This is a genomic window from Paenibacillus sp. JJ-223 (genome assembly GCF_927798175.1).
Classification (GTDB): Bacteria; Bacillota; Bacilli; order Paenibacillales; family Paenibacillaceae; genus Paenibacillus; species Paenibacillus hubeiensis.
In genome coordinates this window covers 49,776-75,027 of the sequence record NZ_CAKMMP010000009.1, presented here as the reverse complement: position 1 = coordinate 75,027, position 25,252 = coordinate 49,776, and the positions used below count along the sequence as shown (strand labels likewise).

Genomic DNA, 25,252 nt, shown 5'->3' with positions numbered 1-25,252 from the left:
CATCAGATCGCGCACCTGACAAGTAGCCTCTTTTTTGCATCATAACCCGCGCGAAGACACAGAGCATCCCTGGTTGGAATCGCCCGCTTCACGCGTGATTATAAAAATCCGCTGCCCTTGCCAGCCTCTCTGGACTGAATTAAAGGTACCAGTATTCAATTACGTTTTATTATTTTGGAAAAGCATGCGAATGTCAATGTCATTATTATCCAACAAGATTGAATGAGATCGTAACCCGGGGGAGACTGATGCAGAAATCCGTAACGATCCATCTACGACTTTCCCCGCTATGGCGGCTTGTCTCCCACTTTTCAAGCCCACCCCTTCCTTTCGGGTTGCACCGGGAAACTTTTTTCTTTGGGCCGACCCGAAAACTTTAAATATACTGAACATTCAGCCTGTAAAATAATCGGAAGAGTCTGCTTCCTGCTGCCGCTTCTCGATATCCTGCTTCAGGTAAGCACTGGCATCCTCGGCGGAGAAATTCAATACCAAAGTCAGTTCGCTGATCAGCATATCGCGCGCCGTATTCATCGTTGATCGATCATGGGTGTTCAGTTTCAACGCGTAAACTTTGGCACATAACAGGTCGCGAATGACACCGAAATATTCTCGCAGGAGCCCTGTATCGATTCTCGCTTGCAAATGCTCTCGGCGTTTCGAAGCATCAAGAGGCAGCTCGACATGGTTTCCGAAAAATTCGGCTCTCGCCTGCAGCAAGGTGTCTACATCGGACAATGGACGAATCCCTCTTTCTTGTGCCCGCTGTTTCGGAATCATCATGCGCAGTTCCTGCTTGGGGAAATAGAGATGAAATACCTGATCTCCATTTCCTTCTCCCACCTTATCCGTTTGCTGTTCTACGCTCTCCAATATGCACGCTCCGTATAAGGGATAAAAAAGTAGCTGCCGTGCCTGTTCCATGATTTGCTGCCTCCCATCTTCTTCGTTGATGTCCATTCATCGGATTCGGATAAGTATCGTTAATCGACCTTCGCGCCAAAGGAACGCATGAACAGTACCGCCTGTTCCCGATCCATCCGCGTGCCTTTGATATCGAGCGATTTCAGGTCGATGCCCTCCAGATTCGCGCCGCGAAGGTCGGCACCTGTCAGTTTGGCCCTGCTTAGCGTAACGCGCGTCAAATCGCAATCCCGCAAATCCGCTTTGCCCAGGTCAACATCCGATAAATCGGCTTCATAGAAGCGGATGCCCCGCAAATCTTGTTTTCCCAGCCGGGCATGTCTGAAATTGGTATATGACCAGTCGCCTCCCGCCAACGTAATACCATCCAACTGAGCGCCCGAAAAGTCGGAGCCGGTCATTTTGCAGTCGGTAAACTTGGAAACGAACAGGTTCGCACCGCCAAACGAGCAGTTCTCAAAAGCAGTCTCCGTATGGAACGATCCATTCAGCGCGGCCCCTCTGAAATCGCACTCGATGAAACGGCATCCGTTCGTCTCGATCTCTTCGAGCGAGGTATTCATGAAGGTGCATTTGATGAAAACACAGCCTGTCAATTCTCCATATCTCAAATCCTGCCCGTCAAAACGGACGTCTTCGTATTCCCGATCCTTGTACTGATACACGATGAATCCTCCCACAAACGATCTTGATTGATTATCATAATAGGCACGCCAATCGACGTTTCCCTTAATATAACACACCCCTGTCAAGCACCTGCATAAACGTCCGGGAAAGTCAATTTCTTTATTTTCGACATAATAAATTGAACCCATCATTTTTACACGGAGCCACTACGTGGTCAGAACCATTTTCCGATCGCTGTTATCCCGAGATTTTTTGAATCCCTTTAGTTAATGGTGATAAGCCTATGCTTACGATGCAGCTTTCTTTCAGAAAGCTTTTAGAACGCTCCGTTTCTCCAGATTCTTTCTGCCTCTCCGTTTTCGTGTATATTTCTAGTTCAACCTATATAGATGCCTTACACGCAAAAAAGGCGACTAACACCGTTCAAATCAGGGTATATAGTCACCTTTATTCCGTTTTTTTCAGTTTCATATGAACAAGACTAATTCCGTCTGTCCTTATTTCCAGTCTCTTTTTTTGAGATAGGAATCGAACACAAACGTGCCAAACGGAAGCACGCCCGCAAGCAGCCCCATGATCCAATATGAAGCCTTCCAACGATGAACGACAGCCAAATGTGCAAGGGCAATCAAGTATAATGGGAACAAAATGCCGTGGATCGCGCCCACAATGGCGACCGGGGAAGATATGTCGGCCAGATACTTAAGCGGCATCGCCACAACGACTAAGAGTAAAAAAGAGATTCCTTCCAATAACGCTGCAATTCTGAAACGGCCTGTCACGGTCTTCAACACGTTCAATCTCACCTTTCCGGGTCGGGGTTTGTGAAATATGTAACTTGTAACATGATGCTTAAGTTTCACTTGCCGGCCTTCCATAAAAGTCAGCATCGTGAAACTCCAGTTCAGTATACCGCATCACAACCGCCCGGAAATGCTTCAAATTTGAATAATTGTTGAATGTCAGCTCGTTTCGCGTTCGATCAGTTCGTATTTCAGGCTTTCGTGTGTCAGCTTTTGCCCGCCAAGCACGGCCCACAAATGGTAGAAAGCGTTCGTTGCTTGAGCTGCGATCGGGTTGCGAATCGTCGTGATGCCAAGCACCCGGGACAGCTCGATGTCGTCGAATCCCACGATGGCCAGTTGTTCGGGCACCTTGATGTTCCTTCTGCGAGCCTCGCTCAAAATGCCGATCGCCGCATAATCATTGGAGCACAGAATCGCCTGGGGCATTTCCGGACTTTCGTGAAGCCGGCGCAGCGCTTGCTCACCGTCCGATGCCGAATATACGGAATATTGGTACCAGTCCTTGCGCACGGGCAGACCCCGGCTTTCCATAAATGTTTCATACGCCCTGCGTCTGCTCTGAATGTTAAGACTCTCCACTCTGCCGAACATATTGGCAATCTGCGTGTACCCCCTGGATACGAGATGTTCCAGCGCCAACCGGTACCCTTCGGCTTGATCCATCGCAACGGAAGTGATCTCGTCATTGCCCATGCGCTGCCAGGATACGATGGGACCATATTGGCAATACTTTTTGAGCATTCTCGGATCATTGACGCAGGCGATGATGACGATGCCGTCCACCCTTTTGCTGCGCAGATCTTCAAACGCCTGCAGTTCGATTTCTTTATCCCCGCGGGAAGTATAGATAATAGTTTGATAACCGTAATCCATAGCCGTATCCACAAATTGATTCATGAATGAAAGAATGACATCTCCCGTGGCGGAAGTCACAATCCCGATCTGTTTGGTACGCCCCGTGGATAACGAGACGGCATTTCGGTTAGGAATATAATTGAGTTGATTCATGATTTCCGTAATCTTCTGTCTGGCTTCATCGCTAACATGAGGCGAATGGTTGATGACTCTGGATACGGTCGCCTTGGAATATCCCGACCGCTTCATAATTTCGTTAAACTTCGACATCCCGGCTCCTTTCTTGCCACCTTACTTTGTCGTATCTTAGCATACCTTAAGTATGCCTCAAAAAAAAAGTAAAAGTAAAACTTGACGTGGAACCCGTTACAACGTTTAAGCTTTTTTTGTGCAGTGATTTGCACCAAGATGACTTCATGACGAAATGGAGAGATATTGATGAGCAACTCGCAAAACAAAACATACAACTTTCCCGAAAACTTTTTGTGGGGCGGCGCGGTAGCGGCGAACCAGCTCGAAGGCGCTTACGAACAAGACGGTAAAGGCTGGTCCATCCAGGACGTCACGCCAAAAGGCGGCATCGGGGCGCACGATGGCGACCCGGTGATCACGGAGACGCCGACAGAAGACAATATGAAGCTGATCGGCATCGATTTCTATAACCGTTATAAAGAAGACGTGAAGCTGTTCGCCGAGATGGGCTTCAAAGTGTTCCGTACTTCCATCGCCTGGTCCCGCATTTTCCCTAAAGGCGACGAGACCGAGCCGAACGAAGCAGGCCTGAAATTCTACGACGACCTGTTCGACGAGTGCCATAAATACGGCATCGAGCCGCTGGTCACGATCTCCCACTACGAGACGCCGCTGCACCTGTCCCGCGAGTACGACGGCTGGGTCAACCGCAAAATGGTCGACTTCTACGTGAACTATGCAACGACGGTATTCAAGCGTTACAAGGACAAGGTCAAATACTGGCTGACGTTCAACGAGATCAACTCGATTCTCGAAGCGCCGTTCATGAGCGGAGGCATCTCTACACCGAAGAAGCAGCTGAGCAAACAGGACCTTTACCAAGCAATCCACCACGAGCTGGTAGCCAGCGCGAAAACGGTCAAAATCGGTCATGAGATCAATCCTGAATTCAAGATCGGCTGCATGGTGCTCAGCATGCCGATCTACCCGCTGACTCCAAGCCCGGACGATGTCATTCAAGCGATGGAGTCTGACCACAAAAACATGGCGTTCGCCGACATCCACGTTCGTGGCCAATATCCGGGGTACATGAAGCGTTACCTGCGTGAAAACGGCATCCAGATCCATTTCGAGCCAGGGGACGAGGAAGCGCTGAAACATACGGTCGATTTCATTTCTTTCAGCTATTACATGAGCATCTGCGAGACGGCCGATCCTGCGAAAAAAATCAAAGGCGAAGGCAACCTGCTTGGCGGCGTGCCGAACCCTCACCTGCAGGCAAGCGAATGGGGCTGGCAGATTGACCCGCAAGGCCTGCGCTACGTGCTGAACTCGTTCTGGGACAGATACCAGAAACCGCTGTTCATCGTAGAAAACGGCCTTGGCGCGGTGGACGAGCTGATCGTGAACGACAAGGGCGAAAAAACCGTCGAAGACGACTACCGCATTAACTACCTGAACGATCACCTCGTGCAGGTCGGCGAAGCGATCGAAGACGGCGTCGAAGTCATGGGCTATACGACATGGGGCTGCATCGACCTCGTCAGCGCATCGACGGCGCAGCTGAAAAAACGCTACGGCTTCATCTACGTAGACCGTCATGACGATGGCTCCGGCACACTGGAACGTTACAAAAAGAAATCGTTCAACTGGTACAAAGAAGTCATTGCAACAAACGGCAAAAGCCTGAAAGCTTAATGTCGTAGGGTGAACTTCCATATAAAAAAGGAGAGGTTATCCCTCTCCTCTCGTTGCCTGGGCGATCCAAACGGATCGCCAGTTTTTCGGGTTCTGCAAGGCTGTCGACTTTCACGGAATTTTTGAATCGTTTTTTTCGGATTGAACATGCAGTACACAGGCATCTTGCCGATTTGCGTTTCTTCGGTTAGTGCAAAACCGAAACTCTGGTATAATCCCACATTTTCCGGATTTTCCGTATCCAGCGCAATTCCCTCCGAGTTCCGGTCCGAATGGCCACTGTGTAACAGATGTTGCAGCAGGGCTTTACCAATCCCCCTGCCCCGGGCCTCCTGCTTTACCCCGATCATGATGAGATAGTGATGCGCCACAGGCGGAGCAGCGGATCTTGTCACCCGCATATAGGAATTAAGGAAACCCAGAGTCTTTCCGGACAGTTGGAAAAACAACGCAATCAACCTCCCGATCAACCATAGCCCTCCTCTCATATTCCGAAATTGGCCAGACTGTGGTTTCTCAACAATGTATGCGCCGAGCAAATTTCCATTTTCATAATATCCCCATACCTCTTCATCAAACATAAAGCTTTTATCAAACATAAAGGATATAAAAGCCGCCACGTCATTTTCCGCTCTTCGATCGAGATCGGAATCGCCGAATAAATGAAGGAATAAGGGATCTCTGGCAAATGCTCTGCCCATAAGAGATACAAACGAGGATTTATCCGACTTTGTCAGCTTGTGTATTCGATACGAGACATTCATGCTTGCTTACCTGCGCTGCTGTTGGTCGCATAATGATCAACGGCAAAACTGAACAACACTTTAAGCAAAAACAACAAGCAAACAATCAGCATATAGGGCTGCATATCAGACAGCATAGGTATCCAGCCAAGACCAACAGAGAGCAGCAGGCCTGCAATGAACCGTTGCGAAGGCTTGCCAATCAGAGCATTTACAATAAAAGCTCCGAAAATCGTATAAGCCCATACCCCGATCGAATACCCAATATCTGTCTGAAGGAGAAGCGCCACAAGAACGATATGGACGTGGATCGCGATGAATACGATTCGGTTTGTTTTACGTTCGGCATAGAAGTTGCTGGTTGAAGCCGTAAAATTGGCTATACATCCTGAAAATATATCGAAAATCAACAATAATGCCAAAAAACCTCGCCAAACCGGCAAGTTGTCTGTAAGTTCAGGGAAAACCCAATATAATGCGGCTGTCAACATCCCCCCGAAAAGCAGTATGGCCATAAGAGATCCGATACTCTGTCTGTAACCGAACACATCATGCAAAAATGAAGGAATCCGAATTTGTTTCATGTAAGCACGCTCCTACCCTAAATTGTTGTTTAGCAAATATCAGTTCAAGAAAAGATATATACTAAATATACTCAATTACTACAAAATTATTATAAATACTACAAAATAAAATTTCAACAGTTTTATACTTGTTATATTGAAACACTCTAAAACTTGAACTACACTATATGTGAGGTGAATAAATATGAACGGATTCGAACGACGGAAACAGAACAAGATGGAGCAGATCTATAACTCCTCATTTGAATTGTTCTCGAAATATGGTTTTCATAAGGTAAGCGTGAATGAAATCGCCAAAAATGCGAAGGTTTCTCCTGCCACCATCTACAACTACTTTGAAACAAAGGAAAAGCTGTATGCCGACATGTTTATGAATTGGATGGACAAGCAGTTGGCGCACTATTGGAGTATTCTTGATTCGGTGCGTTCCTTCCCTGAAAAGACGAAGGAAATCATGCTGCTGGAGACCAAAAATTTAAAAATACTATCCAACAATCTCCAAAACTCTCCATCATCCGAGATGAACGGATGGATGTCTATGCTTGAAAGCCATTACGAGCAGAATATCATGCAATTTTTTATGAGGTTTGTGGCGGTTGGCAAAGAGGAGGGGTTCATTCGTAAAGATCAATCCGAAGAACTGATCATGCTGTACTTCACGATGTACAAAAATGAACTTGGCCGGTATTGGGAAGCGTCGAGTCAAGAACGAATACCGTGGAGCATAGATCAATTATTGGAGTTGTTTTTTTATGGATTGGTCGGGGAGAACCAGAAGCCAAACTGAATGGGACGGGGAAATACCGCTTAAATTCAATCATAACGGCAAATAAGCTGCCGGAGACTTGTCTCGGGCAGCCTGTGGACAACCATCCGCCAGCGGAAAGTTGTCCTCTTATGGGTACTTTTCAAGATACGGTCCGGACAGTCTGCTCTCTCCTTCTTATCGCATACAGGGCGGTGAGCAATCCCAGAAGTACGAGCACCGCTCCCACCCATCCTGTATAAACGACCGATGAACGCTCAATCACCTGGCCGCCGATAAAGGTTCCGAGCGCAATCCCTGCATGCGCAATGCCCGAGTTGGTGCTGATCAGCGTTTCGGCTTCTGCCGGCGCGGATTTGATGATCAAGCTGTTCTGCACAGGCGTAACCGTCCAGCTTAACGCCCCCCATACGCCGAGGAGCAGCATACAAAGAATCAGCGGCATCTCTCCGCTAAACGGCACAATCGCCATGCTTGCCATAAAAGGAATAAGCACGCCAACAATGGCTTTAGCAGGATGAATACGGTCGCTTAGCGCACCGCCCATGCCGCCGCCGGCAACGGCTGCAATGCCGAACATGACGTAAACCCACGTCACCATCGTTGAACTCGCACCGATCGTTTCCTGTAGAAACGGCGTAAAGTACGCATACATCGTCAAGTGCCCGGCGAGCACCAGCAAGGTGGTCAGATGAATCGCGGCCATTTGGGGATTCATCAGTGCAGTAAACTGTTTTCGGAGCGGCACGGCCGGAACCGGCTGCATCCTCCCCATCGTGAATCCCACCGCAACCATAACTATTCCTGTCAGCACCGCAATAAGCAGAAACACTTCACGCCACCCCGCCGCATTGCCGATAAATATGCCCAAAGGCACGCCTACAATCAGAGAAGCACTTCCCCCCATCGTAATCGTCCCTACTGCACGCCCTTTGTATTCAGGTTTGACGATGCGTGCCGCCATTGTCAGCGACAATACAAAAATAAGCGATCCCGTAGCTGCGCCAAGCGCCCTGCCCAACATGAGCATCCCAAAGCTGTGGCTGAGCCCCGAGATCACATTGCTGATCATAAACATGAACAAACTCCACATGTAGACCTTTTTACGCTCGTATTTTGCTGTTACGTTAAGCAAGATCGGAGCCGAGATTGCATACACCAGCGAAAACATCGAGATGAAGTATCCTGCTTTCGTAAGCGTAATATGAAGATCCTCAGCGATCAAATCCAAAATTCCGCCCAAAATGAGTTCAACGGTTCCCACCACAAACGCCGCAATGGCCAGAACGTATACTTTTTTATTCAAAACGATTCCCCCTATAAAGTTACAACTACGATAGTAACCCAACATCCGGAGGATTTCAACAACTAAAAAAAGCTATTCCTGTGCGGAATAACTTTTCAGTAAATGAGACGTGCAAGCAGCTTGGATATTTCTTCATCCTGAAGCAATTGTTCGCCGTATTTTTTGGTGATTTGCGCCAGCGCAACGTCATGATAGAAATAATCGGTCAGCGCTTTGACAATCGGCTTGGACATCGTTTTGATCGCTTTCCACGCATCATGCTCCATGCCCGCAAAGAGTAAATACGTTTCGTCCACGATCAGCAGCTGCAATGGCTCAAGCCTGTTCCCTTCCAAGGTATGAATCAGGGAATAGCGGTTCGCCAGCGTCGTTTGCAACCCGCCAACGGCCAGCACTTCAACATGAAGCCCCTGAGCTTCTTTCTGTTCCAACAGTGATTTGTACTTTTCCATATGCTCGTTCCAAGCGAGAAAAATAATCGACGATTCCGCTTCGATCATGAGCTGTTCGATTTGGGAAGCAATGGCGCTTTCGTCTTTCAATGTCCAAATGTGCTCGTCGTCAAAACTGCGTTTGATGTGATAGCTTTTCAATTCCTCCAGGTCCTTCTCGAAATCGGTCTTGAGTTTAAGGATGATGGATTGCAAATCAACGGCCATATACAATTTTTTCTTGCCATGCATCGTGGTCAGAACCGCGCCTTTGTCGATCAGCCGATTCAGCACTTCGTAAATTTTGGCCTTGGGCACGTTTGAATAGTTGACGATCGTTGTTGCGTCGAGCGGTTCTTCGCGAGCCATGATCGCTTCATAGACCTGGCTTTCGTACTGGGTAAAACCGAATTTTTGCAGCATCGTATTTATGGGCACTCCCTTTTATATAACTCGGTACATCCAGTGTAGACGGCCTGTCCATGAAAGTCCAGTTTCGCCGTTTCCCAGGGTCTGTGTTTGCTCCTCATCCGCATGAAAACGTTCGATCTTCTCATAGAATGAACATGATCAGGTTATATTAAAATCCTGTTACACCTACGCCAATACAACATGCCAAAGGAGCTGAACCTGCACATGGAAAGCACCCGGGAATTCGTGCAAAAAGTAAATGAAAACCAGGAAAAAGCCCGCCGCAACAAAAATAACGGCAAAGGTACGCCAGGAGACAAGCTTCCCTCCAAGCAGCATGCCACGAACAAGTAGGCCTTTCTTTTCTTAGCCTCAAAAAAAGGAGGCTCCGCAAGTCGCGGCGCCCCTTTTTCCCGATCCATTTGTTATTTGCTCGCATTGATGACTTCGTTCACTTCCTGCGTGATTTGATCCCCGCCGAGCTTTTTCCAGTTCGCCACGAAATTGTCGAACTCATCGATGGACAAGTTGCCGTAAATGATTTTCAGGAACGTCTCGGCCCGCAGTTTATCCAGCGTCGCGGATTTGGTATTCATCGTTTTGGTTGGCGCGTAGATGAATTCGTTCATGACGATCAGGTCGTTATCCCGATAATATTTGATGACGCCCTGAGAGCTTTCCGGTCCAAAAATGCGTTCCATATGCCATTTGTCGAGATTGCCGTTCCGGTAATCCATAATGTCGTCATAGAACAACTTCGCTTCCAGTCCAAGACCGGACGTGTCGCCCGTTTCAATCGCTTTTTCGACTTCATCCTGGGCTACGACGTTTTTGTTGGCAGGCAGATTGGATACGGTCGCATTATGGAAGCCCAGACCCGTTAGCCCGTTCAAGTACGCTGCCCGTTCCTTCTCGGCCGACTCGCCGAACATTTTTTCAGCCTGGAAGTTGAGCAGCTTCACCAGTGCTTCAGGGTGTTCGTACCCTTTACGCACGGCAAAGATGCCGCCCAAGCTTAGATGGTTTTGCGTTTTTGCCGGTTGGTCGTCGATCGATTGTACCGGATACGGCATCCAATCGACGTTTTGATCCTTTTTGATCATGCTGCTTACTTGGAATGGCGCCCACTGCGGCAGGAAAAACATGCCGGCTTTGCCCGCGTTGACGTCTTCCATCATTTTGGCGAAATCTTTAACCCCGAACTCCGGATCGATCACGCCTTTTTTGTACAGGTTTTGCAGCTCGGCCAGACCTGCCTTGACTTCCGGCTGAATCGTTCCGTTAACGACCTGTCCGGACGAATCCTTGATCCAGGTTTCCAGATAACCGTGGTAACCGAGCAGGAAACCGTTGATCGGCAAATCCTTGTTCAGCGCAATGCCGTAAGTGTCGTTTTTTCCATTTCCGTCCGGATCTTCAAAAGTAAAGGCTTCGGCGATTTTGATGACATCCTGCATCGATTTCGGTGCTTCAAGCCCGACCTTTTTGAGCCAATCCTGGCGAATCCAGATCATGTCCGACGAGTCCAGGGAACCCGGGAAGCTGACCATGGCGTAAATTTTGCCGTCTTTGGTTACAGGCTTGAGTCCAGCTCCATCTTCCGCAGACATAAACTCTTTCACCAAGTCGGATGCATACTTGTCGTACACTTCCGTCAAATCTTCCAGCATGCCCGCTTCGTACAGCTGCTCGAACTGAACCGCGCTGACTTTCAATACGTCAGGCAGATCGCCGCTGGCCAACGTCACGTTCATTTTGTCGTTATAGTTGGCATCCGGCACGATCCAGTCGTAGGACACCTCGATGCCGAGCTCATCCTTGTAGCCCCTGATCCAAATGTTGTCGGTATGCGTATCTCCTTCGGCCAGCGATTCTTTTCCCGTTTCGTTCATCGTAGAGGTTAGCTTGATGGGTGGATCGTATTTGGTCAGCGGTCCGCCGGCATCCTGCGGTGTGCTTTGTCCCGTTTCATTTTCCGCCGACCCCGCACCCGATGAACAGGCAGCAAGCGTAGTGGCCAGAAGCATGGATAACGTCAATAGCGATAGTTTCTTCAAAGACTTGTTCATGCATATCCCCCTTTGTGTGTCCTCTCCCGAGGTATGTGTTCATTGTATTAAGAAAGCGCTGTCAGTTCGAGTGGGCAGCGTTGACATCTGGTATCTTTGATTGACCATTTCAGACTGAGCCTGCTATCTTTCGTTATGCTTTTTGGTCCCGATACTCCTGCGGGGTGCAGCCGACGGCTTTTTTGAAAAAACGGTAAAAATAATGCTGGTCGCTAAAGCCGACCTTGGCGGAGATTTCATGCATTTTGCAGGCCGAACCGAGCAGCAGCTCTTTGCTTCGTTCGATTCTCCGTTCATGAATGTAATCGGAAATCCCCTTTCCTGTCACGCGTTTGTACCAACGGGAAAGATATGACGGGTTAAGCGAAACCTCTTGGGCAATCCGGGTTAAAGAAAGATCGTGCTCCAAATGAAGCCGGATATAATGATGAATCGTATTCAAAATTTGCGATTGATCATTCACGCGTGTATCGACTCGTTTGGAAATGATCCATTCGAAGGCAGACTCATAGAAGGCCACCAACTCCGGCCATGGCGTATCTATATTGAAATCCAGCATACGGGACAGCGAGATCTCCTGCAAGGCAGAGTCATGCAGTCCCAAATCATGCAGCAGATCAAGCAGCCGATGCGCCGCTTCCGTGTAAACCTTCAAACGGTAGAACGGATCCTGGATACCGTCTTTGGCCGAATCCACCCATTTGTGAAACGATGCCGCCCACTCTCTGTCTCCGCTCGCAATCCGTTGGCTCGTCTGTTCCAACTGCAATGCCGTCACGGCTTGCTGGTTCAACAGGTTTTGCGTTTGGCTCAGCTGCTGCGCTACATCGACACGAAGCAGCTTCTCCATACCGAAGCCTGGGCTTTCATGGATGGAAAGCCTTAATTGAAGAATCGCCTGATGAAGTTCGGACCACTCCACTTCCTGCTCGCTCACCATAATGGAAACGGACAATTTCAGGCAATCCGCGCAGGATTGCTGCACCGATTCCAACGTGCCGTTGACGAAACGCAGGGTTCGCTCGCGCAGCATCTGCCCATTTGGCACAGCGGGCTGCTGCGCCGGTGGCTGCACAAGGCAAACGATGCATTGGTAATCAAGCTCAACGGCTTTGACCACCGATTTATCCATCAGCAGCTCCTCGGCGACATTGGCTACCGCATATCGAATTAGACCGCGGTCTGTCTGGGTTTGATACGTATTCCACTGTTCCACGCGGATGATCACGGGGACGACTGGTTCATCCGACCTGAACGGAAGCTGAACGGCATCGAACTCCTCCTGCAGCGCAGCGTCTTGCCGCCCGGTTCTTTTGATGACGTCGACCAGCAGCTGACGCTGCAGCTGAGGCAGTGCACGGGGCAGCTTGCTGCGGAACCAGGCATTCTGGTAACGGAAATCGTTCTCTTCAGCGATCAATTGCAGGGCGTGCTCCACGGCGGCACGGATCTGCGCCATGCCCTCTGTCTTGAGCAAATAATCGACAACACAAGGATTGCGAATAGCTTGATGGGCGTAGTCGAACTCGTTATGGCCGGTCAGCAGCAGTATTTTGCATCTCGGCCAGCGGTCCATGATTTGTTCGATCAGCTCCATTCCGTCCATGCCTGGCATACATATGTCACTCAGTACCAGGTCGATCTTCACCGTATTTAACCATTCAATCGCTTCCAGAGCAGAGTACGCTTTAATAATTTCCATATCCTGAAACTCGGCTTTCTGAAAATAAGCATAAAGTCCATCCAATATGACAGGTTCATCATCAACGATCAGCATGCGCTGCATCATGATTCTCTCCTTTCCATGGAACGCTTATAATGATGCGTAATCCGCCAAGGTCACTGCGCTCGGCTGCCAGCCCGTATTCCGGTCCAAACCTGATTCGCAGTCGTTGATTGACATTGAGCAACCCCGTTATTTCTCCTTCATCATGCCTCGCCGCGATGTGCTGCAGCGACAGCCGCAGCCGATCCATGGCCACTTCGCTCAAATCGTCCCCGTCGTCTTCAATGAGGATGGACAGCTTGTCCGGCGAGGTCAGGTAAGACATTTTCAAGATGCCGCCACGGCTGCGTTTCGACAATGCATGTTCAAAGACGTTTTCGACAATAGGTTGGATCGTAACCCTGGGGACCGCGATTTTTCCATATTCGAGATTCATTTCTTCCATTTGCAATTGCACTCGCGGACCAAATCGGATCTTCTGAATCGCTGCGTAAATCTGCGCATGTTGAATTTCCTCTTTTAACGAAACCTCGGTTTGCGAATCCCGCGACATATAACGGAAGTATTGCCCCAAATAATCCGTGAACTCCTGAATGAGCTCCACGTTTTCCACCTCGGCCATCTGTTTGATGCTAAACAAGCTGTTGTACAGAAAATGAGGCTGGATCTGGGACTGAAGGTGCTTCAGCTCGGCCTCGCTTGTCCGAATTCGCGCTACATAATTTTCTTCAATCAAAGCATGTAAGCGCTCTATCATATGGTTGAAGCGGGAGTATAAATAACCGAATTCATCTCTGCGGGAGTGCGGAATGCGCACGTCGGTTTGTCCTTGCTCTGCCATCCTGAACCCTTTGACCAGCGCAGACAACGGTTTATGAATCGATTTGTAGATGGACAGCGAGAACGCGATAATAATGACAATGGAAATCAAGGTTGTCACCCACAACCAGAGTTTGTATTGTTCAAGCGGGGCTTCGAGCACCGATTCGGCAATGCTTGAGGTTAATGCAAAATAATGCTCCGCATCATACAGCGTATAATGCAGCATGTCACCTGCCGCAGACCTCGTCACCAGCGGTGAATCCTGAACCGGCAGCTCGTCCGGCCAATGGACTCCCAAAGCGTCGATCGCATCATCCGCAGAAGAAATAAACATGTCCCGTCCTTGGCCAAAGCTTAACGTAAGCTCGCTTCCGCCACTATCGGACAGCTGCTGCAGTCTATGCTTGAATTCATCGGCAGACAAACGTATTCCTAAAATAAAGTTGGGCGCTTCCTCATGATTCATGTTATAGGGATTGCTTTTGAGAAAGTAAAGATCGTCATTCCAGGAAGAGAGCTCGCCGTTCAAGTTGCCCATCGTTGCCAAAAGCTCCTTCCATTCTTCATCCTCCACGCTGCGGATTCCGTCAACCGCGCTGACTCGTTTGTGGAGGCCTGGCACATAATACACCACATCGTTGATGTAAGGACTCGTGACCATAATCTGTTTCAGTTTTTGATGAATGTTGTTTAAGCTCGCCGTTACTTCGTATCCGCTCATAATGGCCGCTCTCGTGCTTAATGTGGACATTTGTTCGTCAAATGAAAATTCGTTGATCAGGTCGCTCATCCGCTCCAATTCGAATTGCAGATGATTGTGGTAGAAATGAAGTTTGGATTCATGTGCCGTTTCCACCTCGGACTGCATCTGTTTGGAGCTGCTGTACGTAATCACCATGCTAATCACATACAGCGGAAGCATGACAAGCACAAAAGCAATCATCAGCTTTACCACGATGGACCGGCTCCGCCAGTTTCCCCAAAAATGCCTCATATGTTCATGAGCCCCCCTCCAAGGACCAAAAAGGAGCCGGGTATCGGCTCCTTCCTGTGCTTCTCCTCTTCCCGATCTTATCCCTTCACGCTGCCGACAACAAGTCCATGCACGAAATACCTTTGCAAGAACGGATACACGAGCAAAATCGGAATAACGGATAAGAAAATCTGGGACGCCTGCGTAGTCCTGTCCGATACCTGGCTCAGCAGCGTGGCATCCTCCAGCGTCATCGAATCGGTTTGAATCATCGTCACCTGCTGCAGCATGGATTGCAAATAGGTGGCGAGCGGATAATGCTCAGGATTTTTCATGTAGATCATGCCGTCAAACCAGGCATTCCAATGCCCTACCATCGCAAACAGCGTAATGGTCGCGATGCTTGGAAGCGAGATGGGCAAGTATATGCTCCACAGCGTTCGGAAGTGGCCTGCGCCATCCATCCACGAGGCTTCCTCCAATTCCTTCGGCAATCCCCGGAAAAAATTGAGCATGAGCAGCACGTTGAAGATCGGAACCGCTCCCGGCAGAATAAGTGCCCAGATGGAGTCCAGCAGCCTTGTTTCCTTAACGACCAAATACCCTGGAATCAAGCCGCCGCTGAACAGCATCGTAAATACAAAGATCCAGGCATACGCCGTTCTCGAACGAAAACGGGCAGCCTCCTTGGAGAGCGGATAGGCCACGAGCACCGTAAAAATCAGATTGATGGCCACGCCGAGCACGACGCGAAGCAAACTTGTTCCGAACGAATTCAGAAACTGCTTGTTCTCCAAAATGTATTGATACGATGAGAAGGTGAAATCGACCGGCCAAAACGTCACGCCCCCTGCTTTGACCGCATCACTTGAACTGAAGGAAATGGCCAATATGTTTACGATGGGAAACAGGCACAACAGCGCAAGCAGGGTCAGAATGACATAGTTGAATCCCAGAAACCAACGATAAGCTCTCGACGTATGGTGCATGGTGCTCTGCCCCCTTTCTAAAAGATCCGGTAATTGGCGAACCTGTATGCAAGGTAATAACCAAGTCCGATAAATACGAAGGATACCACCGATTTGATTAGTCCGAGTGCGGTGGACACCGAATACTGCGCATCCTGCAAACCGATGCGATAGATCATCGTGTCCAGAATGTCTCCGGATTCATAAACGAGCGGATTGTACAAGTTGAATACTTGGTCGAATCCCCCATTGAGCACGTTCCCCAGACTGAGCGTAACCATCAAAATGATGATTGGGCGTATGCCGGGCAGCGTAATGTGCCACGTTTGCTTCCATCTGCCCGCCCCGTCCATGACGGCTGCTTCGTATAACGATTTGTCGATGCTTGTCAGTGCCGCAAGGTAGATGATCGTTCCGAATCCGAACTCTTTCCATTGATCCGTGATGACGAGTATGTACGGGAACCAGTCATTGCTTGCCAGAAACTGTATCGGCTCCATGCCGATGGCCTTCAACAACATGTTCACGATCCCGCTGCTCGGGGACAGCACATCCACAATGATGCCGGCCAAAATGACCCAGGAGAAAAAGTGAGGCATGTAAATGACGGTCTGAATCGTCCGCTTGAATCCGCTGCGGCGCACTTCGTTCAAGAGCAAAGCTACGAGCACCGGCACGACAAGGCCGGAAATGATTTTCATCAGGGAAATAAACACGGTGTTCCAAACCACCTGCCAAAACCCGGGCAAATCGAGCAGGTACTTGAAATTGTCCATTCCGACCCAGTTGATGTTCTTGAAACCGGCAATCGGAGAAAAGTTTTGAAAGGCAATGGAGAGTCCTGCCATCGGAATGTAACCGAATACAATGATGATGAGCAATCCGGGCAGAATCATGAGATGAAGCGGGATGTTACGTACCCATTGTTTGTGATTCAAACGCATATGCTGTCTCCTCCTTCTCACTAATTATAGGAGCAGACCCGGAACCACAGGTAGTGGAGGCTGTTGACTTTGGGTATCTTCTGTTGACCACGCTTCGAGTCGTGAAAACGCAAAGGAACCGCGATATTCGCGGTTCCTTTGCATCAAACTTATGAAACGATTGAAACGATTACAGCTTGCGATCAAGCACCAATACGCTGACCGATTGGGCCGGCAATTGCAGAACGACGGAGTCGCCGTCAAGCTCGATGGTGCTCTCTTGAGGAACTACTTTTTCCGCATTCTTTTGGTTGACATTCGGAACATGCACCAGTTCTTCGTCCCCGCTCAAGGTGATTAACCGTGCCGATGCCTGGACATCCAGATGTTCAAGCACCACTTTGGTCGCCTTCTCCATTCCGTCGGCATTGACCAGTTTCACGTAGACATGGTTTGCATCACGCGTTACGGAATGGAACACATCGCGGTTATAGGCTTCAAGCTTGTAGTCGAGCACTTTGCTTGTTGTACAGCCATCCGTATACGAGCAGATCAGGTTTTTGCCTGTTTCTCCGCCATAATTGACCGTAATGACATAGTTTGTGTTGTCTTCCAGCGGTTCGTAATTCGCCGCTCTGAGGTTGCCGGCTGCCGTACTGGAAGAATAGTCGCCCAGCGTGTACCCTTCGATCCCTTGTTTGTACACTTTGACACCTGTCGCGCTGCCGCCGTATCCGATGGCGTATTCGATGACATCCTTCTGTTCCGGAGAAGCGTCCGTCAGACCGACGCCTACATAGAAGCCGTCTTCGCCCGCAAGTCTGCTGGCTTCCACTTCAAGCGTATAGTTGGTCCATTCCTCGTTCAGGATCGCGAGACCGTTAAGTCCGCTGTCCTGCGCTTTGAGCAGCAGTCCTTTTCCGGCCTGCAGGCTGTATCCTGCCGATCCGGCAATCGCTTCCCAGGCCCGGCTTGGTTCAGAGCATTCCGCAAAATGTTCTTCGAACAATACGCGGCCATCCTCGTTGGACGTCACTTTGACACGTTTCACCAGGATGTCTGCATTCCCGGCAGCGATCTCGATGCCGCCGCGCGGCTGGAGCTGCACTTCTTTGCCTTTGTTATACGTTGAGAACGACGTTCCCAATACTTGCTCCCCGACATGTTTGGCGAACAGCTGCTGCACGTAGTAATTCGGCGTAAACCAGACCGTCTCGTCGTCAAACCAGATGCAGTCCGGCGTCCAGCGGTATGTTCCATCCGTCAGCACCTTGTTGAAGAGCGGCGCGTATGCGGCCATGCGCACGACGTCGGCATTGTTTTCGAAACCGGTGATGATGGCCGCCTCGGCCACGGCACCTGCCAGCGTGTTTTTGTCCGTGGAGGCATACTCGCCCACAAATACCTTGGACGTTTCTTTCCAGTTGATGCTGCCGTCTTCATGATAGGCGCGCTTGTAGTAGTTGTAACGGTCGGCATTGTTCAGCAAATATTCGTTGGAACGGTAATAATGCTCGTCGGCGATCGTATCCATGTAGTTGCTTTGCCGGCTATACCACGTGACGTTCTCTTCGATGATCTCCTTGCCGTCCGCAAATGCGATTTGCGCCGATCCTTGCAGATTGCCGCTCAGGAACTTCCATCCTTCCTGATAAGCATCGTCATCGGCTTGAGCTCCGACGGTGGAAATGATGTGCAGTTCGTGATCCGGGTAGTTCTGCTTCATGTAGTCGTCGATCGCTGCCTTGAACGCTTCGAAGTTGGCAAAAAACTCGGTGCCCCAGTTTTCGTTCCCGACGCCCAAATAACGCAAATCAAACGGCTCGGGGTGCCCCATCTCGCTGCGAATTGCAGCCCACTCGTTGTTCTCGATATCCGTGCTGATCGCAAAATCGATCAAATCCGTAAAGTTTTTGATATAATATTCCCTCAGCTTGCCGCCTGCCGGATGGGCATAATCGGAACGGGCCTGGCATAAAACGCCGCATGCCATGACCGGAACCGGAAGGGCATTCAGGTCTTCGGCCAATTGGAAATATTCCATATAGCCAAGGCCCATCGTCATCATGTAACCCCAAACATTGTAATTTTCCTTCCGCAGCTCCACCGGACCGACGGAATCTTTCCAGTCGTACACGTTGTCCCAAATAAACGAACCTTCGGAGATACATCCGCCCGGGAAACGCAGGAATGCGGGATGCATGTCGACGAGTGCCTGCACCAAATCTTTGCGCAGTCTATAGTTCGGGTTCCCTTTGTAATTGGCATGCGCCGAAGCGGAGATTCCTGGCTCATCGGGATCCTCCCCCCACACGTCCCGCGGAATCAGGGACACCATGTCGACGGAAATATCGCCGCTGAAGGTGAGAACCAGCTGCCCCAATACGTTCTGCGTGCCCGTGAGTACCAGTTCGGCATCGGAAGAGGCGCCATATTTCTTCCACTTGTTCCCACCTTCGATCTGCACGGACACCTCGTCGCTCACCGCATTCCCCGCTTCGTCCTGCAGCTGGATGGTGATCCGTCCCGCAGCCTCAGCTTTGGCCCATACGGTGAAATCATACTGTTTCCCAGCTTGAATGGACATGGCGCAATGCTGGTTGGAATCCGCGAATCCGCGATTTCGAATGACCGCACCGCCCTGCACCGTCACATAATAAGCGTTGACCTCGGGATCTTTGACGCCAAAATGCTCGTTTAATCCACCTTTGTTCTGTATGATCATTTTGTCGGTATCTCCGGACCATGCAAACAACGGCTCACGATTGCGGCCGGTTGAGCATCCACATGCTCCGGAAGCGGAGGAATAGGTATCGAATGCAAACGACTCGAATGAACGGTTTTGCACAAGCTCCGCATAGATTCCGCCATCGGCGGCATTGTTAATATCCTCGTAAAACAAACCGTACATCACTTCGCTAATATCGGCGACCTTCTGATCCCCATGGACCGTAATCGTGTATGGCGGCACATGTTTCGGAACGATCGAGACGCCGAAGCTTCGTTCCAATGTCTGCTCGCCCGTGCGCAATGCTGCGCTTAACGTGACGCTGTGAGCCGACTCGATCGGAAGAACCTTCCCTTGGCCCGTTATGGCTTCAGGTCTGCTCGAAGACCATTCGACCTGTACTTTCCCGCCCAGAAGCGAGTCGGGGAGCGCAATGTCATTGGTGATGATTTTGGCGGGTGAAACCAGATATTTCTCTGCCGCCAGCTTCACGATCTCCGCATCGGTCAGCGATTCGCACATCACTTCGATGACTTCATCCATGGTCAAACCTGCTTCGTAAATCCTTACATCGGAAATCGCTGCTTCCAAATCCGGATCATCGACAAATTGGGAGCGGCCAATATAGTTTTGCGTGTAGAATTCCGGATTCGAGAATGTCTCAAACCAGCTTCTTAACTTGGCATAGTTTCCGCTGGAGGTTTGGTTGAATGAGCCATTAGCCACGATTTCCCCGTTGACGTATACGATCGCCCCGGCATGGCTTCGCGTTCCGCCCTCCGTACCCGTAACCGACACGGCGACATGCATCCATTCCCCGTTGGCGAACCCTTTGGTCGGATGAATCATCATTTCGTCGCCGGCCTTGAGCACGCTGCGCATCTGTCTGGTGAGGAACAGGTAAGGCTGCTGATCTCCTCCGCCGAAATCGATCAGGCGTTCCCACACGCTGCTGCCTCTGCCCAGGTATACCCATGCCGATACGGTCAAACCGGTGTGATCGCTTACACCGCGAAGCAAATCGGGCGGCAGCTGCAAATACGACGTACCGTTGGAGCCGCCCGCAAAGGACAGCGCCGTCCGCCCTTGGATTACGGAAAGCGCCGGCTCGTGGGTGCCTGAAGGTACCGCGTGATTCCCGCGGGATGTGCTGTCCTGGCCGATGCCCGTCGTGTCCTCAAACTTGTAATGCGCAATGATCTGATCTTTGTAATTGCTCATGATTGCCCTCCTGTACAGATCTCAAATGAAAGGATGAATGAATCCTTTTTCTTTTTTTAATTTACATAAACATAAATCATTAATAAAAATATAAATATCCTTCACACAAGTTATACTACTCATTTCAGGATCGTTTTTCAACACAAATATTGCCTTTAATTTGTCGTTTTCGCCCTGAAATCGTTTGAATTTCGAAAATCACCCTTCGTCCGGTTCGATTGAGGCTATAAAAAATTCATCATTTACAAATATATAAATCAATTGGTACACTACGAATGAAAGCGCTTGAGTAACAAGTTTTGGGAGGAGGAGTCACGTAAATTTTATTTCTGGCCATGTTCGGCCGAATGGTTTTATCCACTGCACATCAAGAAAGGGGAAACGTATGAAACGTTATATGGCTGTCGCACTCAGCACTGCATTACTTGCCACACCTGCCTTGTCCACCGCTGCCGCACTGGGAGAAGGGGCACCGGTTTCCAGCCAGCAAACCTCGCAGGCTGCCAGCAAAACCAGCGAAACTCAGGTACCCGCATTCCGTAATGTCTCTGTCCATGACCCTTCCGTGATCAAAGTTGACGATACGTACTATGTGTTCGGTTCTCACCTGCAAGTGGCCAAGTCCAAAGACTTGATCCAATGGGATGAGGTTGCATCCGGGGTTACGGACAGCAATCCTGTCGTTCCGAACGTCACGAAGGAGTTCGCCGAAGCGCTGGAGTGGGCCCAGTCCGATACGCTCTGGGCGGCCGATGTCATCCAGTTGTCGGACGGCAAATTTTATATGTATTATAACGCATGCAAAGGAGATTCCCCTCGTTCGGCCATGGGTGTAGCCGTCGCCGACAACATCGAAGGCCCTTATAAGGATCAGGGACTGATCCTGAAATCCGGCATGTGGGGCGAAGCGAGCGAAGATGGTACCATATATGATGCCACAATCCATCCGAACGTGGTAGACCCCGATGTCTTTTACGACAAAGACGGCAAGCTGTGGATGGTATACGGCTCGTATTCCGGCGGCATTTTTATTTTGGAAATGGACGAAGCTACCGGAAAACCTCTCCCAGGGCAAGGATACGGCAAAAAGTTAACGGGAGGCAACCACAGCCGGATTGAAGCTCCGTATATGTTATATAGCCCGGAAACCGATTATTATTATCTTTTCCTTTCCTATGGCGGCCTAAGCGCGGACGGCGGATACAACATCCGGATCGCACGCTCCAAAACACCGGATGGGCCATTTTACGATGCGGAAGGCAACGATATGATCAAAGTAAAAGCTGATAAAGAGAAACCATTATTCGACGATCGATCCATTGAGCCATATGCGGTCAAACTGGTCGGCAACTATCTGTTCGAAAGAGAGCTTGGCGACCCGGGCACCGGTCAAGGGATCGGCTACGTTTCGCCGGGACATAACTCCGCATATTACGACGAAGAAACCGGCAAGCACTTCCTGATCTTCCACTCCCGCTTCCCGGGTCGCGGCGAAGAGCATGAAGTCCGGGTGCACGAGATGCACATGAATTCCCAAGGATGGCCTGTGGTTTCCCCGTATCGTTATGCCGGGACGCAGGAAGCAACCCTGTCATTGAGCAACGACAAGATTGCCGGACAATACAAATGGGTGGATCACGGGAAAGAGATCACGGCTGCGATCAAAACTTCCCAGAACGTGCAATTGACGACTGACGGAAAAATAACCGGTGCTGTCACAGGCACATGGTCTCTCGGCGCAGACAACAAGGTAACCCTCACAACCAACGGACAAACTTATGAAGGCGTATTCACGCAAGAATGGGACGCAGGTTCGGAGAAGACGGTCCTTACGTTCAGCGCCCTCTCTTCTACCGGCGTTGCGGTCTGGGGCAGCAAAGTCCCTGACATGAACAATGAGGAGATCGTTAATGCGGTCAAATCGGATCTCGATCTCGGCGATACCAAAAACGTATTTTTTGACCTGAACCTTCCGGTAAAAGGCACACACAATACGACGATCACTTGGAAAACATCAAACGCTTCCGTTGTGTCTGCTACGGGTACCGTGAAACGTCCGGCAGCAGGCAAAGGTGATGCCAAGGTCAAACTGACCGCACTGATTCAGAACGGGGATGCGTCGGCAAGCAAAGTTTTTAACATCACCGTGCCAGCACAAGTCAAAGGGCCTCTGCTCGCAGAATATGCATTCGATCACAAGAAACTGGATAAAATCGCTCAGGATATCAGCAAAAACGGGTACCACGGTCAGGCTCATAACGTTACAAGCTCGGCGGCGAGCCGCAAAAACCAGGCTGCCGCATTCAACGGCACCGACAGCTACATCGATCTGCCGGGAATCATCACCGATACCGAGGACTTTACGTTCAGCGCCTGGGTGAACTGGGAAAGCGGCGGCGCCTGGCAGCGCATTTTCGACTTTGGCAGCGGGTTGACGCAGCACATGTTCCTCACCCCTTCCCAGCATAATGGCAAGCTGCAATTCACCATTCATGACGAAGGCCGGGACCAAAGCCTGATTGCGGATCAAGCGCTTCCGGCAAACCAATGGGTTCATGTGACGGTAACGCTGCAAGGAGATACGGGCAAGCTGTACGTGGATGGCCAACTCGTCGCCAGCAGCTCCGAGATTACATTTAATCCGAAACAGCTGCGCGTGACGGAAGCTTACCTGGGCAAAAGCCGTTATCAGGCAGATCCGTACTTCAAAGGATCTCTGGATCAGGTCAAAGTGTATAACAAAGCGTTAACGGAGAAAGAAATCAAGGCGCAGGCTGCTGCCAAGCCTTGACCTGGAAGCATCCCCAAGATGTATTCTTGACAGATAGCTAGTTATGTCGCACGATTGCCCAAACCGATACCAAGGTGTGAAGAACGGTCCTCCGTTAAATTCTCAAAACACAAAAAACGATGCTCTCCTTTTAAAGGAAAGCATCGTTTTGCTTATGGTAGCTGATGAGTATTAATGCATCGGCCCTTGCTGTCCTTGCTGCGCGCCCACTTTCACCCGTTTTACGAAGAACGAGATCACGAAGCCGAGCAAGCAAAGCACAAGCGCAAAGATAAACGCATGCTGCACGCCGGACGTGAAACCAGCAAGCTGACTTTCCGGGCTTTCCGGATTGCTTACGCCTTTAAGGTAGCTCAGCTGGCCTGCAGCCAAAATGCTGACAGCGACGGCCGTGCCGATGGCACCCGAAACCTGCTGCAGCGTGTTCATGATTGCCGTACCGTGCGGATAATACGCCGGCGGCAATTGATTCAGACCATTCGTTTGGGCAGGCATCATAATCATCGAAATGCCGATCATCATGAAGATATGCATCGTGATGATCATGCCCAGGGATGTTGTCGGTTCGATCCGTGTATACATGAACAGAACAACGGCAACGATCGCAAGGCCGATCGTCACCAGCCATTTTGGTCCGAATTTATCGAACAGGCGTCCCATGACCGGCGACAAAAATCCGTTCAGCAAGCTGCCTGGCAGCAGCACCAGACCCGCCATCAACGGCGTCACAGCCATCCCTTGCTGCAGATACATCGGCAGGATCAGCATCGACGACAGCATCATCATCATACAAATGAAGATCAGGATCAGACCGATGGTGAACATCGGGAATTTAAACGCGCGCATATCCATCATCGGCTCTCTCATTCTGAGCTGTCTGATGCTGAACACCAGCAAGGACAGCGCACCTACGGCCAGTGTGGCGATAACAACCGGGCTGGACCAGCCTCCGCCGCCGTCTCCATGACCGCCTGCGCTGCTGAAGCCATATACGATACCGCCAAAACCGAGCGTGGACAAAATGATCGACAACACATCGATTTTGGGCTTGGTCAACTTCGAAATGTTCGGCAGGAACATCAATCCGCATACCAAGGAGATAATGAAGAACGGCAGCGAAATCCAGAAGATCCAGTGCCAGCTCAAATTAGCCAAAATCAAACCGGAAATGCTCGGGCCGCTGGCCGGAGCAAACATGATGACAAGACCGATCAGCCCCATCGCGGAACCGCGTCGTTCTACAGGGAAAATAACCAAAATCGTATTAAACATCAACGGCAACAACAGGGCCGTACCCACAGCTTGCAGAACGCGGGCCACCAGCAGCATTTCAAAGCTTGGAGCCATCGCGGCCACCAGCGTGCCTGCAATGGAGAAAATCAACGATGTCGTAAACAGCTGTCTTGTCGTAAACCATTGCAGCAGCAGCCCCGACACCGGAACGAGAATACCCAGAACGAGCAGGTAACCTGTCGTCAACCATTGAATCGTTGTCGGTCCTACCTCAAGCAATTCCATCAATGGCGTCAATGCCACGTTCAGCGCAGTTTCTCCGAATAGCCCGATAAAACCGCTCAGCAGCATCGCGAACAAAATCGGCAGCACTTTGTACTGCTGTGTTTCTTGTTGGTTCATTGCTGAACCAGCTTTCATGGAAGCCTCCAAAATCCCATCCTCCTCAACCAATA

The 25,252-nt window shown here is 50.1% G+C and carries 19 protein-coding genes; 4 read left to right on the top strand and 15 right to left on the bottom strand.

Annotated elements, in window-relative coordinates:
- Positions 1-393: 393 nt before the first annotated feature.
- From L6H98_RS16755 to L6H98_RS16740, 4 genes are all read right to left on the bottom strand, one after another.
- Positions 394-924, bottom strand: coding sequence for a hypothetical protein (locus L6H98_RS16755; protein ID WP_236416805.1), 531 nt, complete (start codon positions 922-924; stop codon positions 394-396).
- A gap of 59 nt (positions 925-983) precedes the next feature.
- The gene (locus L6H98_RS16750) at positions 984-1,589 is read right to left on the bottom strand and encodes a pentapeptide repeat-containing protein (protein WP_236416804.1); all 606 of its coding nucleotides are present in this window, start codon (positions 1,587-1,589) and stop codon (positions 984-986) included.
- 459 nt (positions 1,590-2,048) lie between these two features.
- Entirely contained in the window at positions 2,049-2,345 is a 297-nt protein-coding gene (locus L6H98_RS16745; protein WP_236416803.1) for a DUF3817 domain-containing protein, read from the bottom strand.
- Positions 2,346-2,513: 168 nt separating this feature from the next.
- Positions 2,514-3,482 (bottom strand): LacI family DNA-binding transcriptional regulator, encoded by a 969-nt coding sequence (locus L6H98_RS16740; RefSeq protein ID WP_236416802.1) that lies wholly within the window; start codon positions 3,480-3,482, stop codon positions 2,514-2,516.
- 168 nt (positions 3,483-3,650) lie between these two features.
- Here L6H98_RS16740 and L6H98_RS16735 point away from each other — a divergent pair, with 168 nt between their 5' ends.
- Complete coding sequence (locus L6H98_RS16735) at positions 3,651-5,102, top strand: glycoside hydrolase family 1 protein (RefSeq protein WP_236416801.1); 1,452 nt, start codon at positions 3,651-3,653, stop codon at positions 5,100-5,102.
- Here the strand turns inward: L6H98_RS16735 and L6H98_RS16730 are convergent.
- Together L6H98_RS16730 and L6H98_RS16725 are read right to left on the bottom strand one after the other, a co-directional pair.
- Complete coding sequence (locus L6H98_RS16730; protein ID WP_236416799.1) at positions 5,099-5,866, bottom strand: GNAT family N-acetyltransferase; 768 nt, start codon at positions 5,864-5,866, stop codon at positions 5,099-5,101. The genes L6H98_RS16735 and L6H98_RS16730 overlap by 4 nt on opposite strands.
- Positions 5,863-6,429 carry a hypothetical protein gene (locus L6H98_RS16725; RefSeq protein ID WP_236416798.1) on the bottom strand — a complete coding sequence of 189 codons (567 nt, stop codon included), beginning with the start codon at positions 6,427-6,429 and terminating at the stop codon, positions 5,863-5,865. The genes L6H98_RS16730 and L6H98_RS16725 overlap by 4 nt, the downstream gene beginning before the upstream one ends.
- A 184-nt stretch (positions 6,430-6,613) precedes the next feature.
- On the opposite strand from L6H98_RS16725, the gene L6H98_RS16720 reads away from it, so the two are divergent.
- Positions 6,614-7,216, top strand: a complete 603-nt coding sequence (locus L6H98_RS16720; RefSeq protein WP_236416796.1) for a TetR/AcrR family transcriptional regulator — start codon at positions 6,614-6,616, stop codon at positions 7,214-7,216.
- 121 nt (positions 7,217-7,337) lie between these two features.
- Here L6H98_RS16720 and L6H98_RS16715 read toward each other — a convergent pair whose 3' ends face one another.
- Both L6H98_RS16715 and L6H98_RS16710 read right to left on the bottom strand, forming a co-directional pair.
- The gene (locus L6H98_RS16715) at positions 7,338-8,501 is read right to left on the bottom strand and encodes an MFS transporter (RefSeq protein ID WP_236416795.1); all 1,164 of its coding nucleotides are present in this window, start codon (positions 8,499-8,501) and stop codon (positions 7,338-7,340) included.
- 95 nt (positions 8,502-8,596) lie between these two features.
- Entirely contained in the window at positions 8,597-9,355 is a 759-nt protein-coding gene (locus L6H98_RS16710; RefSeq protein WP_236416794.1) for a TrmB family transcriptional regulator, read from the bottom strand.
- 213 nt (positions 9,356-9,568) lie between these two features.
- On the opposite strand from L6H98_RS16710, the gene L6H98_RS16705 reads away from it, so the two are divergent.
- Positions 9,569-9,697: a DUF4023 family protein gene (locus L6H98_RS16705; protein ID WP_236416793.1), complete on the top strand. Its 129-nt coding sequence runs from the start codon at positions 9,569-9,571 to the stop codon at positions 9,695-9,697.
- Between the two features lie 71 nt (positions 9,698-9,768).
- Here the strand turns inward: L6H98_RS16705 and L6H98_RS16700 are convergent, their stop codons facing one another.
- The 6 genes from L6H98_RS16700 to L6H98_RS16675 all read right to left on the bottom strand — a co-directional run bounded on the left by L6H98_RS16700 (position 9,769) and on the right by L6H98_RS16675 (position 20,773).
- On the bottom strand, positions 9,769-11,412 hold the full coding sequence (locus tag L6H98_RS16700; RefSeq protein WP_236416792.1) for an extracellular solute-binding protein: 1,644 nt from the start codon (positions 11,410-11,412) through the stop codon (positions 9,769-9,771).
- A gap of 133 nt (positions 11,413-11,545) precedes the next feature.
- The gene (locus tag L6H98_RS16695; protein WP_236416791.1) at positions 11,546-13,201 is read right to left on the bottom strand and encodes a response regulator; all 1,656 of its coding nucleotides are present in this window, start codon (positions 13,199-13,201) and stop codon (positions 11,546-11,548) included.
- Entirely contained in the window at positions 13,176-14,954 is a 1,779-nt protein-coding gene (locus L6H98_RS16690) for a histidine kinase (RefSeq protein ID WP_236416790.1), read from the bottom strand. The genes L6H98_RS16695 and L6H98_RS16690 overlap by 26 nt, the downstream gene beginning before the upstream one ends.
- A 77-nt stretch (positions 14,955-15,031) precedes the next feature.
- Positions 15,032-15,922, bottom strand: coding sequence for a carbohydrate ABC transporter permease (locus L6H98_RS16685; RefSeq protein ID WP_236416789.1), 891 nt, complete (start codon positions 15,920-15,922; stop codon positions 15,032-15,034).
- A 17-nt stretch (positions 15,923-15,939) separates the two neighbouring features.
- Positions 15,940-16,845, bottom strand: coding sequence for an ABC transporter permease subunit (locus tag L6H98_RS16680; RefSeq protein ID WP_236416787.1), 906 nt, complete (start codon positions 16,843-16,845; stop codon positions 15,940-15,942).
- Positions 16,846-17,014: 169 nt separating this feature from the next.
- Positions 17,015-20,773, bottom strand: coding sequence for an alpha-L-arabinofuranosidase C-terminal domain-containing protein (locus L6H98_RS16675; protein WP_236416786.1), 3,759 nt, complete (start codon positions 20,771-20,773; stop codon positions 17,015-17,017).
- 385 nt (positions 20,774-21,158) lie between these two features.
- Here L6H98_RS16675 and L6H98_RS16670 point away from each other — a divergent pair, with 385 nt between their 5' ends.
- A complete protein-coding gene (locus tag L6H98_RS16670) occupies positions 21,159-23,564 on the top strand; it encodes a family 43 glycosylhydrolase (RefSeq protein ID WP_236416785.1) in 2,406 nt (801 codons plus the stop codon).
- 171 nt (positions 23,565-23,735) lie between these two features.
- Here L6H98_RS16670 and L6H98_RS16665 read toward each other — a convergent pair whose 3' ends face one another.
- On the bottom strand, positions 23,736-25,199 hold the full coding sequence (locus L6H98_RS16665; RefSeq protein ID WP_236417043.1) for a DHA2 family efflux MFS transporter permease subunit: 1,464 nt from the start codon (positions 25,197-25,199) through the stop codon (positions 23,736-23,738).
- Positions 25,200-25,252 lie beyond the last annotated feature (53 nt).